Source organism: Microbacterium sp. B19, from assembly GCF_000333395.1.
Taxonomy (GTDB): Bacteria; Actinomycetota; Actinomycetes; order Actinomycetales; family Microbacteriaceae; genus Microbacterium.
On sequence record NZ_BADA01000108.1, the window covers coordinates 13321 to 29928 of the forward strand.

The 16608-nt window shown below is 70.7% G+C and carries 18 protein-coding genes and 2 pseudogenes; 9 read left to right on the forward strand and 11 right to left on the reverse strand.

The features are described from left to right. Positions 1-83 precede the first annotated feature (83 nt). The 5 genes from I5G_RS03910 (at position 84) to I5G_RS20435 (ending at position 5643) form a co-directional block, all read left to right on the forward strand. Positions 84-1322, forward strand: coding sequence for an extracellular solute-binding protein (locus tag I5G_RS03910; RefSeq protein WP_022877889.1), 1239 nt, complete (start codon positions 84-86; stop codon positions 1320-1322). Between the two features lie 162 nt (positions 1323-1484). Continuing rightward, a complete protein-coding gene (locus tag I5G_RS20425; RefSeq protein ID WP_148286392.1) occupies positions 1485-2264 on the forward strand; it encodes a carbohydrate ABC transporter permease in 780 nt (259 codons plus the stop codon). Next, positions 2261-3169 carry a carbohydrate ABC transporter permease gene (locus I5G_RS20430; protein WP_051038604.1) on the forward strand — a complete coding sequence of 303 codons (909 nt, stop codon included), beginning with the start codon at positions 2261-2263 and terminating at the stop codon, positions 3167-3169. Before I5G_RS20425 ends, I5G_RS20430 begins: the two co-directional genes overlap by 4 nt. Before the next feature lie 11 nt (positions 3170-3180). Beyond that, positions 3181-4521 carry an aspartate--tRNA(Asn) ligase gene (gene aspS, locus I5G_RS03925; protein WP_022877891.1) on the forward strand — a complete coding sequence of 447 codons (1341 nt, stop codon included), beginning with the start codon at positions 3181-3183 and terminating at the stop codon, positions 4519-4521. A gap of 72 nt (positions 4522-4593) precedes the next feature. Beyond that, positions 4594-5643 carry an ATP-binding cassette domain-containing protein gene (locus I5G_RS20435; RefSeq protein WP_022877892.1) on the forward strand — a complete coding sequence of 350 codons (1050 nt, stop codon included), beginning with the start codon at positions 4594-4596 and terminating at the stop codon, positions 5641-5643. A gap of 57 nt (positions 5644-5700) precedes the next feature. Here the strand turns inward: I5G_RS20435 and I5G_RS03935 are convergent, their stop codons facing one another. The 8 genes from I5G_RS03935 to I5G_RS03970 form a co-directional block, all read right to left on the reverse strand. Further along, positions 5701-7692: a hypothetical protein gene (locus I5G_RS03935; RefSeq protein WP_022877893.1), complete on the reverse strand. Its 1992-nt coding sequence runs from the start codon at positions 7690-7692 to the stop codon at positions 5701-5703. Then, positions 7689-9464 carry a S8 family serine peptidase gene (locus tag I5G_RS03940; RefSeq protein WP_022877894.1) on the reverse strand — a complete coding sequence of 592 codons (1776 nt, stop codon included), beginning with the start codon at positions 9462-9464 and terminating at the stop codon, positions 7689-7691. The genes I5G_RS03935 and I5G_RS03940 overlap by 4 nt, the downstream gene beginning before the upstream one ends. Positions 9465-9599: 135 nt before the next feature. Beyond that, the gene (locus I5G_RS03945) at positions 9600-9902 is read right to left on the reverse strand and encodes a Dabb family protein (RefSeq protein WP_026095632.1); all 303 of its coding nucleotides are present in this window, start codon (positions 9900-9902) and stop codon (positions 9600-9602) included. Then, on the reverse strand, positions 9899-10177 hold the full coding sequence (locus I5G_RS03950; RefSeq protein WP_026095633.1) for a glutaredoxin family protein: 279 nt from the start codon (positions 10175-10177) through the stop codon (positions 9899-9901). The genes I5G_RS03945 and I5G_RS03950 overlap by 4 nt, the downstream gene beginning before the upstream one ends. A 29-nt stretch (positions 10178-10206) precedes the next feature. After that, positions 10207-10500, reverse strand: coding sequence for a rhodanese-like domain-containing protein (locus I5G_RS03955; RefSeq protein ID WP_022877897.1), 294 nt, complete (start codon positions 10498-10500; stop codon positions 10207-10209). Positions 10501-10585: 85 nt separating this feature from the next. Next, positions 10586-10684 carry an AURKAIP1/COX24 domain-containing protein gene (locus I5G_RS24425; RefSeq protein WP_003792170.1) on the reverse strand — a complete coding sequence of 33 codons (99 nt, stop codon included), beginning with the start codon at positions 10682-10684 and terminating at the stop codon, positions 10586-10588. 83 nt (positions 10685-10767) lie between these two features. Next, a complete protein-coding gene (locus I5G_RS03965; RefSeq protein ID WP_022877899.1) occupies positions 10768-10959 on the reverse strand; it encodes a helix-turn-helix domain-containing protein in 192 nt (63 codons plus the stop codon). Between the two features lie 138 nt (positions 10960-11097). Beyond that, positions 11098-11493, reverse strand: coding sequence for a helix-turn-helix transcriptional regulator (locus tag I5G_RS03970; protein WP_022877900.1), 396 nt, complete (start codon positions 11491-11493; stop codon positions 11098-11100). A gap of 100 nt (positions 11494-11593) precedes the next feature. Here I5G_RS03970 and I5G_RS03975 point away from each other — a divergent pair, with 100 nt between their 5' ends. Then, on the forward strand, positions 11594-13003 hold the full coding sequence (locus I5G_RS03975; RefSeq protein ID WP_026095634.1) for a TrkH family potassium uptake protein: 1410 nt from the start codon (positions 11594-11596) through the stop codon (positions 13001-13003). Continuing rightward, positions 12996-13667 (forward strand): TrkA family potassium uptake protein, encoded by a 672-nt coding sequence (locus tag I5G_RS03980; protein WP_022877902.1) that lies wholly within the window; start codon positions 12996-12998, stop codon positions 13665-13667. Before I5G_RS03975 ends, I5G_RS03980 begins: the two co-directional genes overlap by 8 nt. On the opposite strand, the pseudogene I5G_RS20440 reads toward I5G_RS03980, so the two are convergent. Together I5G_RS20440 and proC are read right to left on the reverse strand one after the other, a co-directional pair. Further along, positions 13664-13951 (reverse strand): annotated as a pseudogene (locus I5G_RS20440) (DUF1905 domain-containing protein). The gene I5G_RS03980 and the pseudogene I5G_RS20440 overlap by 4 nt on opposite strands. Position 13952: 1 nt before the next feature. Continuing rightward, on the reverse strand, positions 13953-14798 hold the full coding sequence (proC, locus tag I5G_RS03990; protein WP_022877903.1) for a pyrroline-5-carboxylate reductase: 846 nt from the start codon (positions 14796-14798) through the stop codon (positions 13953-13955). Between the two features lie 100 nt (positions 14799-14898). Between proC and I5G_RS03995 the strand changes: the two genes are divergently transcribed. Both I5G_RS03995 and I5G_RS04000 read left to right on the forward strand, forming a co-directional pair. Further along, positions 14899-16011, forward strand: coding sequence for an alpha/beta fold hydrolase (locus tag I5G_RS03995; protein ID WP_022877904.1), 1113 nt, complete (start codon positions 14899-14901; stop codon positions 16009-16011). 9 nt (positions 16012-16020) lie between these two features. Further along, positions 16021-16353, forward strand: coding sequence for a hypothetical protein (locus I5G_RS04000; RefSeq protein WP_022877905.1), 333 nt, complete (start codon positions 16021-16023; stop codon positions 16351-16353). A gap of 2 nt (positions 16354-16355) precedes the next feature. On the opposite strand, the pseudogene I5G_RS24430 reads toward I5G_RS04000, so the two are convergent. Further along, a pseudogene (locus tag I5G_RS24430) lies at positions 16356-16608 on the reverse strand (Sec-independent protein translocase TatB); the annotation flags it as partial.

Genomic DNA, 16608 nt, shown 5'->3' on the forward strand with positions numbered 1-16608 from the left:
AAGGATGACGCGGGCGGCCCCACCCGCGTCCACACAGCACATGTCGACCGACGCCTCCGGCGTCGTCGGGAACGGACACGATCATGGCATCCACGGCTCAGCGACTGCGTCGCGTCGCCCTGCCCGCGGCAGGTCTCACCGCGGCCCTCGCCCTCACCGCCTGCTCCGGCGGCCAGGCTGCTCCCGCGGCCACCGACGGCTTCGACGGCGTGAAGCTCACGGTGTGGAACAGCATCGACTTCGAGCCCTACCAGGGCCTGCAGAAGCAGTACTTCGAGTCGTGCGCCGCCGACCTCGGCATCACCGTCGACGTCGAGACGCAGTCCGGCGACTACACCACCAAGCTCCTCCAGGCCGCCGGCGCCAAGTCGCTCCCCGACGTGGCGCTCCTCTCCACCGACACGCAGCTCCCCCAGCTCGCCTCGCAGGGCGTGCTCGCCGACCTCGGCCAGTACCAGATCACGACCGACGGCCTGGCCGACAGCGTCGCCGGCCTGGGCACCTACCAGGACACCCTCTACGGCCTCCCGGTGCAGGTCGAGGACTACGCGATCTTCTACAACAAGGCCGCGTTCGCCGCCGCCGGGGTGTCCGAGACCGCCCCGAAGACCTTCGACGACCTCGTCAAGCTCGCCGGCTCCCTCACCACGGCGGATCAGAAGGGCATCGTCCTCCCCGGCATCGCCGGCGACGGTTCGACCCCGGTCTACTTCCTGCCGTTCCTCCTCTCGGCCGGCGGCGACCCCGCCGACCCGACCGGCGCCGGATCCGTCGCGGCGGTCGACCTCTACAAGAACCTCGTGGCGAACGGCTCGCTGTCGTCCGAGTTCGTCAACTGGGGCTGGGACTCGATCGACCAGTGGACCTCGCAGAAGGCCGCGCTGACCGTCTCGGGTCCGTGGAACCTCGTCGACACCTCGATCCCGTTCGAGTGGGGCACGTTCCCCTTCCCCACCGCCAAGGCCGGTGAGTCCTCGAAGGTGAACCTGCTCGGCTACGTCTACGGTGCCGCCGCGAACTCGGATGCCAAGAAGGAGGCGGCCGCGGCCGCGCTCATCAAGTGCCGCGCCTCGGAGGAGAACCAGATCGACACCGCCGTGCAGGGCGGCTACATCCCCGCGCTGAAGACGGCGCAGGACGCCTTCGTCGAGAAGGTCCCCTCGGCCGCTCCGTTCGTGGACGCCGTCGACGGCGCCTACAACTCCGCGCAGCTGGGCACCGAGTGGAACACCCTGCAGCAGCAGTACGTCGACGCCATCCAGGCCGCGACGGTCGGCGGTCAGACGGCACAGGCCGCGCTGGAGCAGGCCAGCGGCAAGTGACGGCGGACACGCTGACGACGACCGGCCGGCCGGGGGCTCGCACCCCCGGCCGGTTCCGGCGTTCTCTGGCGGCGCGTCAGCGCAGTGAGCTGTGGGGCTTCCTCGCCCCGGCCATCGTGTTCTTCGTCGTCTCTCCTCTTCCCCCTCGGGTACGGCGTGTACATGAGCACGACGAACTTCACGACGGGGACCTTCATCACCGGCCGCGCCCCCTTCGTCGGAACCGCGAACTTCGAGGCCGTGCTGGCCGAGCCGGTGACCTTCCGCGCCCTCGCGAACACCCTCACGATCACGATCGTCTCGGTCGTCGTGGAGCTCGTGCTCGGTCTCCTCCTCGCGCTGCTGTTCGCGCGGCGCTTCCCCGGCAGCCGGTGGCTGCCGACCCTCATCCTCCTGCCGTGGCTGCTTCCCGCCGTCGTCGTCGCGACGGTCTGGAAGTCGCTGCTCGCGGGGGACGGCCCCATCAACGACGTCCTCGGGTCGATCGGCATCCCGGTCGAGGCGTGGCTCGCCAATCCCGCGACGGCCCTGCCCGCGGTCATCGTCGTCGCGGTCTGGGCGAGCCTGCCGTACTGGGCGACGATCCTCGGCGCCGCGCTCAAGCAGGTGCCCGCCGAACAGCTCGAGGCGGCACAGCTCGACGGGGCCGGCGCCTGGCGCCGGCTCGTCTCGATCGTGATCCCCACGATCTGGCCGGTGATCTCCGTGCTCGTCGTGATGAGCGTCGTCTACACGCTGCTCATCGTCGACCTCGTGCTCGTCCTCACCGCCGGCGGTCCCGCAAACAGCACCGTCACCCTCGGACTGCTGTCGTACCGGCAGGCCTTCCAGCAGTTCCAGTTCGGACTCGGCGGCGCGTACGGAATGCTGCTGCTCGGCATCAGCATCCTGTTCGCGATCGTGTACACCGTGATGTCGATGCGCCGGGAGCGTGACGAATGACCGCCACCCTGCCCGCCGCCCCCGCCGTGGTCTCCGCCGAGCCCGCGGCCGCCGTCACCGCCCGCCGCCGCCGTCGCGGGTGGACGTGGACGGTCGTCACGGTCGTCGTGCTCGCGGTGTACCTCTTCCCCGTCTACTGGATGATCTCGGCCTCGCTGCAGCCGTCCGCGAACTCCACCGACACCGCGTGGTTCCCGACCTCGCCGGGCCTCGGCGGATACGAGAAAGCGCTGGACGACGCCGGGATCGGGGGCCTGCGCGTCTCGGTGCTCGTGTCGCTCGGATCGGTGCTCGTGACGCTGCTCGTCGCGATCCCCGCCGCGTACGCCCTGAGCCGCCTCCGTTCCCGCGCCGTGAGCATCGCGCTGATCCTGCTGCTGCTCGCGCAGATGATCCCGAGCGTGGTCCTGGCGACGTCGTTCTACGCGATGTTCAACTCCTGGGGCCTGCTGAACACGTTCATCGGACTGATCCTGGCCAACTCCACCGCGGGGCGTCCCTTCGCCGTGATCGTCATGCGGGCCTTCATGCTGCGCCTGGATGCCGAGGTCATCGAGGCCGCGACCGTCGACGGGCTGGGACCCCTGGGCGTGCTGTGGCGCATCGTCGTTTCGCTCTCGCGCAACGCGATCGTCACCGCGGGCGTGTTCGCGTTCCTGTTCAGCTGGGGCGACCTGCTGTTTGGGCTGACGCTCGTCAACCGCAACGAGATGTACCCGAGGTCGGTGCTGATTCTCGCGCTGTCGAACTCGAACCTCAACACGTGGGGCCGCGACGATGGCGGCATCCCTCATCGCGAGCGTCCCCGCGCTCGTCGTCATCCTCGCCGCGCAGCGGCACGTCAAGGAGGGTCTGACGGCCGGCTCCGGCCGTTGAGGCGCGGGCGCCCGTCGCCCCGCACGTAGACTGGCTTCTCGTGAGCGAACGCGTCCTCGTCCAGCAGTTGAAGTCCCTTCCCGCCGGCCCCGTCTCGGTGTCGGGGTGGGTCGAGACCGTCCGCGACCAGAAGAAGGTGCAGTTCGTCGTCCTCCGCGACGAGACCGGTGCCGTCCAGCTGGTCAACCCGGCGACGCGCCCCTCCGAAGAGGCGGGCGACCAGGATGCCACGGCCCTGGCCCTCACCGAGACGATCGGCGGCCTGGCCAACGGCACCTTCCTCACCGTCCACGGTGAGCTCAAGCACGACGACCGCGTCAAGCTGGGCGGCGTGGAGATCAAGATCGGCGTGCTCGAGATCGCCGCCGCGGCCAACCCCGAGACGCCGATCGCCGCCGACAGCGGTCTGGACAAGCGCATGGACTGGCGCTTCATCGACCTCCGTCAGCGCCGCAACAACCTCATCTTCCGCATCCAGACGACCCTCGAGCACGCGATGCGCACGTACTGGGTCGAGCGGGATTACATCGAGATCCACTCGCCCAAGCTCATGTCGACGCCCGCCGAGGGCAACGCCGAACTCTTCGCTCTCGAGTACTTCGGCGACCAGACCGCCTACCTCGCGCAGAGCCCTCAGCACTTCAAGCAGATGGCGCAGGCTGCGGGCTTCGGCAAAGTCTTCGAGATCGGCGACGTCTTCCGCGCCGACCCGAGCTTCACGAGCCGCCACGCGACGGAGTTCACCTCGATCGACGCCGAGATCTCCTGGATCGACTCCTACGAGGACGTCGCCGCCATGCAGGAAGAGCTGCTCGCGGCCGCCTTCCGCGCGGTGAAGGAGAAGCACGGCGACGAGATCGCGGCGCTCTTCGACGTCGAGGTCGTCGTGCCGTCCCTTCCCTTCCCCCGCATCCCGCTCGCGGAGGCGCGCGAGATCGTGAAGGCCCGCGGCTACGACATCCCGCGCACCGACGGCGACCTCGACCCCGAGGGCGAACGGCAGATCTCGGCGCATGTTCGCGAGGCGTTCGGGCACCAGTTCGTCTTCATCACCGACTATCACCCGGAGATCCGGCCGTTCTACCACATGCGGGACGACGAGACGGGGCTCACGAAGAGCTATGACCTGCTCTTCAACGGGACGGAGATCACCACGGGCGCACAGCGCGAGCACCGCATCGACGTCCTGGAGGCACAGGCGCTCGAGAAGGGCTTGTCGCTCGAGGGTCTCGCCCACTACCTCGACTTCTTCCGTTTCGGCGTGCCGCCGCACGGCGGCTTCGGCATGGGCCTGGCGCGCGTGCTGATGCTGATGCTCGGCGAATCGTCGATCCGCGAGGTCACGTACCTCTTCCGCGGCCCGACGCGTCTCGCCCCCTGAGTTCTCCCACACGACGCCCCGGGTTCACTCCCCGGGCCGGGTGAGGTCACTCCCCTCGCCTACCGTTTCCGCATGGTCGTCGACAGCGCCGCGCTGGCCGTCCCTCCGGACGGTTCCTCGGGCGCGGACTGGAGCATCCGACTCGACGGCGTGACGCGCTCACGCGCCGGCGAGCGGGTGCTCGACGGGCTCGATCTCACGGTCGCGGCCGGTGAGATCGTCGCCATCGTCGGACGATCCGGTTGCGGCGCGACGACGGCGCTGCGCGTGATCGCGGGGCTCGAACGCGCGGACACGGGAACGGTGCGCATCGCCGACGGGGAGCGGGTGGTGACCGTCTTCACCCACACGACGGTGCCGAGGTTCGGCGGTGTGCGAGACGCCGTCGCGACGATCCGCCGTCGCGCCGGCGACCCTGACGCCGACCTGCACGCGGAAGAGCTCTGCGCCGTCGTCGGCTTGACCGATCCGGATGCCGCGACCCATCGTCTGGCGCGGGGCGATCGCCGCCGGGTGCTCCTCGCCCGGGCCCTGGCTTCGGGCGCGCGCATCCTCCTCCTGGACGACCCGCTCGACGGACTGCAGACCTACGAGCGCGCGGTGCTGCGCGATCGCCTCACGGAGCATCTGCGGGCGCGCGGGATGACCGCCGTCGGGGTCACCCGCGAGACCGCGGAGNCCGCGGCCGTCGCCGATCGCATCGCCGTCATGTCGGGGGGGCGGATCGCCGCCTCGGGACGACCCGAGGACCTGNTCCGGCACATGGGCGATCCCGAGGTCGCCGCCGTCCTCGGCCCCGTCAGCACGGTTCCGGGAATCGTCGAAGACGTCACGGTCGACGTCTGGGGTCAGGACGTGCCCCTCGCGGAGGCCGGCCCCGACGGACACTGCGAGGTGATCGTGCGCCCCGATCAGGTCGTCCTGGTCGGCCCGACGGAGCCCGGCGTCGACGCCGTCGTGGAGGAGACCATCTTCCTCGGCAACATGCGGCTCACCCAGGTGCGCACGGAGGACGGCAGCGTGGTGCAGATCGAGCACTCGGTGGAGGAGCGTGTCGCCCCGCGGGCACCGGTGCGCATCGCGCTGGCCACCTCCGCGGTGACGGTCCGACCGCTCAGCTGAGCGGCCGGACCGCCCCGAGGCGCGGGGTCCCGACCCGAGGGCCGGAACCCCGCACGCTCAGCGGGTCGACCGTCGCCGTCGGGCGAACACCACCGCGCCGATACCGACGACACCCGCCCCCAGCCCCGCGAGCACGAGGGTCAGGGTCGCCGAGCCGTCGATCCCGGTGGGCGGCAACGCCCCACTCGCGGTGGGTGCGGGAGGCCCGTCGTCCTTGCCGATCGGACCGGGGACGAGGCTCTCGCTGCCGGAACCGGCCGGCGGGGTCGGCTCCGACGACGGCACCGGTCGCGGGGACGTGCCCGGACCAGGCTCCGGCTCGACGGCGGGCGCATCGGCCGTGACGACACCGACGCGCACGTGGGCGCCGAGCCCCGTCCGGTCCTGGGCATCCACCGCGACGACCGTGCGGTTCTGCCCCTCGGTGGTCTGCGCGTTGAGGATCACCACCAGGGAGCGTCCGGGAACGCTCACCCGCGTGTTCGGCGCGATCACGCCCGCCGGGATCTCCTGTCCCGCGACCGTGCCGCCGCTCGTGGTGAGCGTGGTGCTGTCCGGACCGACCTCCAGGTCGAGGCCCCCCAACGACACCTCGACCCGGGTGCCCGGGTACAGCGCGAGCGCGTCGATCGAGACGGCGGACGCGTCCGCCGAGCTCCGCGTCGTCGCACCCCGCACGTCGATCTGGCCGGCGCCCCCGTCTGACACGTCAGCCGGTGCCGGCGCGGCGGCGGGCGCCGCGGCGTCGCGGTCGGCCACGACCGCCGGCGCGATGACCGACGGCCCCTCCGCCTCGACGGCGAAGGCGTATCGCGGCGGAAGCGGGGGCTGCGGCGACGGCGATCCGGTGGGGGCGGGCGTCGGCGTCCCGCCGGCGGCAGTCCAGCGGACCGTTCCCAGGCTCACCGAGGGGTAGGCGCCGGTGAGGTCCTCGTACCGCAGCGCGGTGATGAGGATGCTCCCGTCGGCCTGCGGCACACGCTCGTTGAGGTGCACGCGCACGCGCGGCACTCCGTCGGCATCCACACCCGTGTAGAGATCGGTTCCGGTGTTGATCCAGATGCCGTTGACGAAGACCGCCGACCCCGTGTCGGCGAAGGCGATCCGGGAGGAGCCATCGGCATTCACCGTCAGGCTCAGCCCGTAGACGCGCAACGCCGACCATCGGTACTCGCCGACCGCGGAGGTGTCGGGGATCTGCGTGAAGGAACCGACCGAGAACGTGCTGGAAGCATCGGCGGCGTGGCCGATGCGCACATCCGTGGCCACCGACGGCGACCCGGCGCTGCGGACGTCCTGCGCGCTCGCCGACCCGTCCTCGCTCAGCCGCGGACCGCCGGTCAGCAGCGCGGCCCCGCTGGGCGCCGTGACGGTGATGCCCGAGACGACGGCCGGTCGGGCCGGCGCGGAGGTGTCGGGAGCGCATGCTGCCACGCCCAGGCGCACGCGCCAGATCTCCGACCACCCCGCCTCCGCCTCGATCCGCAGACCCGTCACCTGGACGCGCCCGCGGTCCACGGTGCGCTCGCCGACGATGAGCTTCGTCGAACCCCACGTCGGAGAGGTCGGCAGGGTGAGCGTGTAGCCGCTGGACAGGCGCGCCCGGTCGAGGACGTCCTTGCCGTCCACGGTCAGGGAGTCCAGGCTCAGTGACGTGGATCCGTCGGTCGCGCACTCGACGCGGAGTCCCGTGAAGGTCACCGGGACCCGGTCGCGGAGTTGGAAGGTTCCGGAAGCGACGGAGGCCTGCGCACCATCGGAGGCAGCCCTGCTGTCGAGCCCGGTCGTGCGGGTGGTGTTCAGCGAGAAGACGTCGCCGGTGTCCGCCAACGACCCGCTGACGGTGTCGCCCGAGGTCCACTCGCTGAGCGGGGCGGGGGTGCGGAGCGTTCCGCCGTCGGCATCGAGCATCTGGATGCCGTACGCCGAGGTCGAGGGCGGTGCGGCGGCCTGAGCGCCGGAGAAGGGCCCTGCGCCGATCCCGGCGCCGACGAGCGCGATGCTGAGAACAGCGGCGGCGGCGGAGCGGACGAAAGCGGGACGGATCATCGGTCGGCTCCGAATCGGTCGAGGAAGGCCGCACCCTGGGGGATTCCGAGGCCGGTGACGGGGTCCCAGCCGGGTCCCGATTGCAGGGATTGCGGATGCGTGTCCCACAGATAGAGCGTCTCGAGCCACAGCTGCCCGGTGCTCTTGTCGCGCCGGTACCAGGTGCCCGCGGAGGCGGGCGTCACGTCGCGCAGCGCGTCGGTGCCGGCCAGCGCGTAGAGCGCCGGGGTGGCCAGCCCGATCTCGACCCCCGTGCGCGCCTTCGCGATCGCGACCATGGACGCCACGAGCGGCGTCGCGAGGCTGGTGCCGCCGTGAGCCTCGAGGACGGTGCCGCCCGACCCGGGAATGGCGATCGTGTACCCCGTGTGCGGGTCGGCCAGCGAGGCGACGTCGGGGACGAGGCGCCCGTGGCCGGGCTGCGGCAGATCACGCTGCCAGGTCGGTCGCTCGGACAGCGCCGACTGTCCGCCGCCCGCTCCGGCGAGGAAGCCGGGCGGGATGATCGCGCCGTTGCGGGCGAAGCGCGTCTGCGTCTCCCACCCGCTCTCGACGGCGATGTGGTCGTCCGCGTCCAGACCGATGCTGGCCCCGCCCACGGCGGTGATGTAGGGACTGGATGCCGGGGTCGCCACGTCGGCTTCACCCCCGTGGTCGCCCGCGAGGGAGTAGTCGCCGTCGTTGCCGCTGGAGGCGAAGACCGAGATCCCCCGCGACGCGGCCTCGACGAGGACCCGGTTCAGCAGCGAGCGGTCGGCGGCGGTGTCGAGCTCCTCGGGGCCGCCGAACGACAGGGAGATGACGTCGGGACGCGTGTCGGCCTCCACGGCATCCAGGACCCGCAGGTAAAGGGTCTGCGCGAGGCAGTCGTCGGCACCCCAGTAGACGATGTCGGCATCCGGCGCGAGAGCGCGTACAGCCTGGACATCCAGGTGCTGCTCCACGGTCCAGGCGGCCGGCCCGCCGCACCGCCCCGCGACGGGGGCGGTCGGGGCGTGGTGGGTGTACTGCCCCGGCGTGAAGGCCGGAAGACCGAGGCCCGTGAAGTACGCGTCCGTCCGAGCGGCGACGGAGTCGTCGTCGAACACGCCCACGATGGCGATCGTGGCTCCCGCGCCCGTGGCATCCGTGGGGAGATCGTGGATGGCGCGGATCTGGGCGGGGCCGTACCCGCAGAGCGAGTTGGAGCGATGCTCGACCTGGAGCGTGCTCGGCCAGCTCGACGACAGAGTCTGCCCCCAGTAGGCCGCGCAGTCGTCGGACACGGTCGGCGTCGAGGCGGCAGCCGTGGTGGTGGGAGCCAGCGCGTCGGTGTCGACCAGTCCGGCCACGGTCTCGATGGCGGTCAGCGCCCGGGGCACGGACAGGTCGCGCATCGGGGCCAGGGCCTCTCGCCCGGAGACGCGCGTGCGGCCGAACTCGGTCGCGAATGCCGCGGAGAACGCCCCGTAGGACCCGCTCACGCTCAGGACGTCGACGCTGTCCCGCTCGGCGCCGACGTCGAGCCCCTGCTCGATCAACCAGTCGCGGGTGGCGGAGACTTGTTCTCCGGTGGCCGTGGGCACGAGCAGAACGGATGCCGTGATCTCGCCGTCGGGCGACACGGCCGCGGCGTCCGCGGCCCATCGGGGTGAGGTGTCGGACAGGGACCGGCGGCCTTCACCGCTTGCGGCGACGGAGGCTCCGCAAGCGGTCAGGACCGCCAGGCTGGTCGCCGAGCACAGGAGCACGGCGAGTGTCGTCGTCACGCGACGACGCGCAGAAAGGATCATGTGAGGCTTTCTCGATCGGGTGAGGGGGCGAATGCCCGAACGAGAGCGTATCGATAGTGAGAATCATTCTCATAAACGAGTCAAAGAAAGTGGCGCGTCTGCCGGGTCCCGGGGACCTCCGATGGAGACGCGCGGTCAGGCGGGGAAGTCGATCCCGGCGCGCTCGGTGACGACGGAGCGGACGAAGGCCGCCACCTCCTGGTGCGCGGGATGCACCTGGTACCGCTCCAGCGCCTCCACATCGGCGAACTCGCTGACGAGCACCACGTCCCAGTTGGTCTGCGGGTAGGCGACGTTGCGCCCCACCTCGAGGTGCTCGATCTCGGCGATCACGCCGCGGAGCGACAGCAAGCGCTCCTCGATCTGCTCCGCGTGCAGGGCACGCGTGTCGGCGTCGTCCGCCGCGAGCTTCCAGAGGACGATGTGGCGGATGCTCACGCAGAGGCTCCTTCGGGGTCGGCCGCGAGGAGCGCGGCCCGCAGACGGTCGGCGGAGACGCGCCAGTGCGTATGCAGCTCTCCGTCGATGAGGACGACCGGGATCTTCTCCCACCACTGCTCGTACAGCGCGGCATCCTCGGCGATCGAGGCCCGTTCGACGAGGACGCGATCCGCGACGTCGTCGGGGAGTTCGGCGACGACGGTCTCGACGATCTGCTCCGCGACGTCGCAGAGATGACAGTCGGGCTTGGCGATCAGCGTGAGGGTCGTCACGCCACCCATCCTAGGAGGGCGGGCGCGGGTCAGGATTCGACGTCGTATCCCGTGGCGATCCACTCGCCCGTGCCGCCCTCGACGTTCGTGGCGTCGTGGCCGCGCGCCGTGAGCGCCTCGACGACCCGCGCGGAGCGGCCGCCGGCCTGGCAGATCACGTCGAACGCGCCGTCGGGCAGCTGGTCCAGGTTCTCGCCGAGCGTCGACATCGGCAGGTTCACCGCACCGGGCACGTGGCCGGAGGCGAACTCGTCGACCTCGCGCACGTCGATGAGCGGACGGTCGCGCCCCTCGTGCAGATCGTGGACCGAGATGGACTGCATGTGTGCTCCTCGAAAGGACGGGATGATCGGATGCCGCATACACGAAGCGCCCGTCGGATGACAGGCGCTCGGTGTGGTGGTCGCTTTACTTCTTGTTGCGACGCTGGTGACGAGTCTTGCGAAGCAGCTTGCGGTGCTTCTTCTTCGCCATGCGCTTACGGCGCTTCTTGATGACAGAACCCACGGAAAACCTCACTAAGTCGGGGTCTGGGTGCCGATGTCGGCTCCCGGGAACGGGCAGGCGTTGGAAAAAGGCCTCGGACTAGTCTAGCCGACGTCGGAGACCGGACGCTGCACGGCCTCGGCGACGGCGGATTCGGGCACCCGATAGCTCCGGCCGAACCGCACGGCGGGCAGTTCTCCCGCGTGCACGAGCCGGTACACGGTCATCTTCGAGACGCGCATGAGGTCGGCGACCTCCGCGACCGTCAGAAACCGCACGTCGGGCAACTCCGCCATCGATCACCCTTCGCCGGGTGACCCTCACCCTCTGATGTGGGACACACTCTAGAGTCTGGCCGCGACGCCTGTAAACCTATGGGGCCTCTGTGACGCGAGTGTGTATCGGCTACCGCGTTCCGATGACCGGAACGCTGCTCAACGGCCGGGCAGTTTGCGGAACGCCGAGGTGACGGAATGCTTGACCGAGGCGGCGGCCCGACCCACGACCTCGGCGGCATGCACGGCGGACTCCGGAAGAGCGGGCTCGTTCTCGACGTCGATGGAGAAGAACGGGACGAGCCAGTCGTCGACCTCGTCGAGCGGGGCGACCGCGAGGCTGTAGTACCGGTGCTGCCCCTCCTCCCGCACGGACACGAGTTCCGCCTCGCGCAGGACCTTGAGGTGCTTCGACACGGTCGGCTGACTCACCCCGAGCGCGTGCACGATCTGCGAGACGCTCGTGCCGCGCTCGCCCCCGGTGGCGCGGTCCAGAAGAAGCTGAAGGATGTCGCGACGCGTTCCGTCAGCGATCACGTCGAAGATGTCCGCCATGGCATTAGGTTAGCCGCGAGCCCGCCCGAGTACCATGATTCGGGTTCCACCCCGAAGGGAGCGACGCATGGCGGCGACGCCCGAAGAGGTGAGTATGTCGATGCGCGTACGCCGCATCGCCTACCGGGCATGGGACGGACTCCGTGATCTGACCACCGCGTCGCCGGCGCGTTTCGCGGTGCTGGTGTTCGTCGTCCTGATCCTGCTGTTCACGGCGCTGTTCTCCCTGCCGGCCGCAGCCGCCGACGGCCAGCGGACCCCGCTCGCCGACGCGCTCTTCACCGCGGTCTCGACGATCTGCGTCACGGGCCTGTCGACGGTGAACATGTACAGCCACTGGTCGCCGCTCGGGCACGTGATCACCTATCTCGGTGTGAACGTCGGCGCGCTCGGCGTCCTGACGCTCGCGTCGATCCTCGGACTCGTGATCTCCAAGCGCCTCGGCCTGCGCGCCAAGCTCATCGCGGCGGGCGACAGCAACCCGCTGCGCGCGCACGGCGGACCGGTGAACGAGGGCCAGACCATCCGCCTCGGCGAGGTGGGTCAGCTGCTCCGCACCGTGGCGCTGTCGACCCTCGCGATCGAGGCGGGTCTCACCGTCCTCATCTATCCGTCGCTCGTGGTCGGGGGCATCGACCCCCTCGTCGCCCTGTGGGAGGCGCCGTATTACGCCGCGATGGCCTTCACCAACACGGGGTTCGTGCCCAACGCCGACGGCCTGGCCCCCTTCGCGCAGGACTACTTCCTGCTCACGGTCCTGATGATCGGCGTCTTCCTCGGCTCGATCGGCTTCCCTGTGATCTTCACGCTGTGGAGGCACTGGTGGCGCTTCCGCCTCTGGTCGCTCCACGCGAAGCTCACGATCATCACCACCGTGGTGCTCTTCGTCGCGGGTGCCGGCGTCATTCTCCTGCTGGAATACGACAACCCGCTGACGTTCGGCCGAATGGACGCGTGGGACACCACGTTCCAGGCCTTCTTCCTCTCGGCGATGACGCGCTCCGGCGGGTTCTCGGTCGTCAACATCGGCGATCTCAACGGCGCGACGCTCATCGTCGGCTCGATGCTCATGTTCGTCGGCGGGGGCTCGGCATCCACCGCCGGTGGCATCAAGGTCACGACCCTGGCGGTCCTCGCCCTCGCCGTGTGGTCGGAGGCCAAGGGGCGCCCCTCCGTGCAGGCGTTCGGTCGCCGGATCCCCAGCGACGTGCAGCGCGTGGCGCTCTCGGTCGTGGCGTGGGGCGCGACGATCGTGGCGATCTCCACGGTCACGATCAGCCGCATCACCGACGCGCCGATCGAGTACGTCCTGTTCGACGTCATCTCGGGATTCGCGACCGTGGGGCTGTCCACCGGCCTCACGGCCGAACTCCCCGACCCCGCGGTCTACGTGCTCGCCCTGACGATGTTCATGGGGCGCATTGGTACTGTGACACTCGCCGCGGCCGTCGCGGCATCCTCCCGTTCGCAGCTGTACGCGCTGCCCGTCGAAAGGCCGATCGTTGGTTGAACGGATCCGCAGCGACGCGCCCGTCCTCGTCATCGGACTCGGGCGCTTCGGCGCGGCGTGCGCCGGCGAGCTCGACCGCCTCGACCGGGAGGTGCTCGCCGTCGACGGCAACCTCGACCTCGTGCAGAAGTGGTCGGAGCGCGTCACGCACGCGGTCCAGGCCGACGCGCGCAACATCGACGCCCTCCGACAGATCGGGGCGCAGGACTTCCAGGTGGCGGTCGTCGCGGTCGGATCGCTCATCGAGGCATCCGTCCTCATCACCGCGAACCTCGTCGACCTGAAAGTGCCGCAGATCTGGGCGAAGGCCGTGTCGCAGTCGCACGGCAAGATCCTCGCCCGCGTCGGCGCGAACCACGTGATCTACCCCGAGGCCGAAGCCGGCGAGCGCGTCGCGCACCTCGTGAGCGGCCGCATGCTCGACTTCATCCGCTTCGACGACGACTTCGTGCTGGCCAAGATGTACCCGCCGAAGCTCGTCCGCGGCGTCGGACTGAACGAGTCGGGAGTGCGCACGAAGTACAACGTCACGGTCGTCGGCGTGAAGAGCCCGGGCCGCCCGTTCCGCTACGCCGAGGCGAACACCGTCGTGACGAACCACGACCTCATCATCGTCTCGGGCACCAACAGCGACATCGAGCGGTTCGCCGCGCTGGATCGCTAGACCGCGATCTCCAGCTCCACGGTCACCGTGTCGTCCACGGCGAGGTGCTCGGCATCCTGGAGCGCCTTCTTGATGGGCACGACGTACGCGCCGTCCTTCGGCTAGAGCGAGGTCGTCACGCGCGTCGCGCCGATCGTCACGGCGACCGGGATCATCCCCCAGCCATAGGTGACGACGGGAGCGACCTCGGCGATGGCCGCGGCCTCGGCGGGCGGCACGGTGACGAAGTGGTACGGCGCGGGTCCGCGCCAGTACCAGATGGGCCCCTCGAACCGCAGCCGCACGTCAGGCCCCGGCGGCGAGCTCCTTGGCGCGGGCGAGGGCGGCCTCGGCCGCCTCGGTGAACGTGTCGTCGAGGTGGGCGGCCTGCAGGACGGCGATCGCGCGCTCGGTGGTGCCCTTCGGGCTCGTGACGCGGCGGCGGAGTTCGGCCGGATCGACATCCGAGGATGCCAGGAGCGCCGTCGCCCCGATGAACGTCTGCTCCGCCAGCAGGCGCGCGGCGTCGTCGTCGAAGCCCATGCGGACCGCGGCCTTCGTGAACTCCTCGATGAGGAGGAAGACGTAGGCGGGCCCCGAACCGGAGATCGTGGACAGCGCGTCGATCCGGGACTCCGGCACCTCGACGACCTGGCCCACCGTCTCGAACAGCGCGCGCACGAGCGCGACGTCGTCCGCGGTGGCCGCGGCGCCGGCGGCGAGTCCCGTGACGCCCTTGCCCACGAGGGACGGCGTGTTGGGCATCGAGCGCAGCGTCGCGACACCGTCGCCGAGGTGCTTCGCGAACGTCGCGAGGGTCACTCCGGCCGCGAGGCTCACCACCACCGCGCCGGGGCGCAGGTGCGGGGCGATCTCGTCCAGCAGGTCCGGGACCATGGCGGGCTTCACGCCGATGAGGATGACGTCGGCGGATGCCGCGGCCAGGGTGTTGCCGTCCGGTGCGGCCTCGAGCGCGACGCTCGTCACGCCCTCGAGCTCCGCGAGCTCGGCGGCCTTCGCGATCGACCGGTTCGTCGCCGTGACGCCCCCGCCGGTGAGCCCCGCAGCGACCAGTCCGCGGAGGATCGCCCCTCCCATGGAACCTGCGCCGAGGAAGGCGAGCGGGGGCAGCGTGGGAGTGGCATCCGTCATGCACGCAAGTCTACGAACCCTGAGTGCGGCGGATAGGGGCGAGCGTTAGAGTCGGAGCGCGTCCGTACCGGGGCGGACGCGAGCGACACGGAGGACCACCATGACTCTCTTCGACGGCATCACTTCGCGGCTGATCGAGACCGGTCGGCTGAGCGTCAACGTGCTCGAGCGCGCGACCGACGATCCCGCCACGGCCCCGGAGCAGACGGTGGTCTTCGTCCACGGGAACGTGTCGTCCTCGCTCTTCTGGCAGGAGATCATGCAGGACCTGCCGAGCGACCTCCGGGTGCTCGCGGTCGACCTGCGCGGCTTCGGCAGCACCGAGCACGCCCCGATCGACGCGACCCGCGGCGTGCGCGACTTCAGCGACGACCTCCGCGCGACGCTCGAGGCGCTCGGCATCCCGACCGCGCACCTCGTCGGCTGGTCGATGGGCGGCGGCGTCGTGCTGCAGTACGCCCTCGACCACCCCGTGCTCTCGCTCACGCTGCAGGCGCCCGTTTCGCCGTACGGCTTCGGCGGCACGCGCCGCGACGGCTCGCGGCTCACCGACGACGACGCCGGGGCGGGCGCGGGCGGCGCCAACCCCGACTTCGTGCAGCGCCTCATCGACCACGACACGACCGACGCGGCCCCGACCTCTCCGCGGTCCGTCTTCCGCTCCGGCTACGTCGCGCCGGGGTACACGAGCGACCACGAGGACGTGTGGGTCGAGTCGATGCTCACGACCTCGACGGCCGGCGGGAACTACCCCGGGGATGCCGTGGCCTCGCCGAACTGGCCCGGCTTCGCCGCCGGGACCATCGGCGTGCTGAACACCATGGCGCCGAAGTACTTCGACGTCTCGGGCATCGTCGACCTCGCCGAGAAGCCCCCGATCCTCTGGATCCACGGCACGGCGGACGCCATCGTGTCGGACGCCTCGTTCTACGACTTCAACCACCTCGGCGCCCTGGGCATCGTGCCCGACTGGCCCGGCGAGGAGGTCGCGCCCGCGCAGCCGATGGTGTCGCAGACGCGCGACGTGCTGGACGCGTACGCCGCCGCGGGCGGAGAGGTCACCGAGATCGCGGTGGAGGGGGCCGGGCACGCGCCGCACCTCGAGCGACCGGCGCAGTTCCGCCAGGCGCTGCTGACGGTCATCGGCTACGTGGGCCGTCCCGCCGACCCCGCCCCGCCCACCGAGGCGATCATCCTGCGTTCGGCCGACTGAGGGATACCCGTGGAGTACTGCCTGTTCACCGAGCCCCAGCAGGGCTTCTCCTACGACGACCAGCTGGCGATGGTCCTCCCCGACGGGACATTGCTCGACCTGTTCGGCTCGGGTGGCGGCGAGACGGTGGCCCGCGCGCTGTCGAGCGACGGCGTGGACGTGCCGCTGCTGGCATCCGTTCCGCTCAGCCCCGCCCTGCGGACCGGAGGTGACGACGGGCGCCCGGTCGTGATCGCGCGGCCCGACGACCCCGCGTCGATCGCGATCGACACGGCTGCCGCGGCGCTGGCGGTCCGTCCGAGGGGACTGCCCGGTCGGGCTCTGCCGTTGCGCGTGAGCTGAGGTCAGGTCGCTTCGTCGTCGAATGGCGGCGACTCGCCGGCGACGAACGTCGGCTTGTCGGCCGCCGCCTGCGTCGCGAGGGCGGCGGCACCGGCCGCGCGCATCGTCGCCGTGGGCGTGTCATCGAGCAGGGCCTCGCGGATGATGCGGCGCGGGTCGTACTGACGCGGGTCGAGCTTGCGCCAGTCGACCCTCGTCGAACTCTGGCCCCTTCTTGTCGCGCATGCGCGTCTTCGCGCCCTGCATCGTCTCTCG

What these genes read in the sequence shown, in the direction of transcription:
- I5G_RS03910 (WP_022877889.1), top strand. Translation starts at nt 84, where the DNA reads ATGGCATCCACGGCTCAGCGACTGCGTCGCGTCGCCCTGCCCGCGGCA.
- I5G_RS20425 (WP_148286392.1), top strand. Translation starts at nt 1,485, where the DNA reads ATGAGCACGACGAACTTCACGACGGGGACCTTCATCACCGGCCGCGCC.
- I5G_RS20430 (WP_051038604.1), top strand. Translation starts at nt 2,261, where the DNA reads ATGACCGCCACCCTGCCCGCCGCCCCCGCCGTGGTCTCCGCCGAGCCC.
- I5G_RS03935 (WP_022877893.1), bottom strand. Translation starts at nt 7,692, where the DNA reads ATGATCCGTCCCGCTTTCGTCCGCTCCGCCGCCGCCGCTGTTCTCAGC.
- I5G_RS03940 (WP_022877894.1), bottom strand. Translation starts at nt 9,464, where the DNA reads ATGATCCTTTCTGCGCGTCGTCGCGTGACGACGACACTCGCCGTGCTC.
- I5G_RS03955 (WP_022877897.1), bottom strand. Translation starts at nt 10,500, where the DNA reads ATGCAGTCCATCTCGGTCCACGATCTGCACGAGGGGCGCGACCGTCCG.
- I5G_RS03965 (WP_022877899.1), bottom strand. Translation starts at nt 10,959, where the DNA reads ATGGCGGAGTTGCCCGACGTGCGGTTTCTGACGGTCGCGGAGGTCGCC.
- I5G_RS03970 (WP_022877900.1), bottom strand. Translation starts at nt 11,493, where the DNA reads ATGGCGGACATCTTCGACGTGATCGCTGACGGAACGCGTCGCGACATC.
- I5G_RS03975 (WP_026095634.1), top strand. Translation starts at nt 11,594, where the DNA reads ATGCGCGTACGCCGCATCGCCTACCGGGCATGGGACGGACTCCGTGAT.
- proC (WP_022877903.1), bottom strand. Translation starts at nt 14,798, where the DNA reads ATGACGGATGCCACTCCCACGCTGCCCCCGCTCGCCTTCCTCGGCGCA.
- I5G_RS03995 (WP_022877904.1), top strand. Translation starts at nt 14,899, where the DNA reads ATGACTCTCTTCGACGGCATCACTTCGCGGCTGATCGAGACCGGTCGG.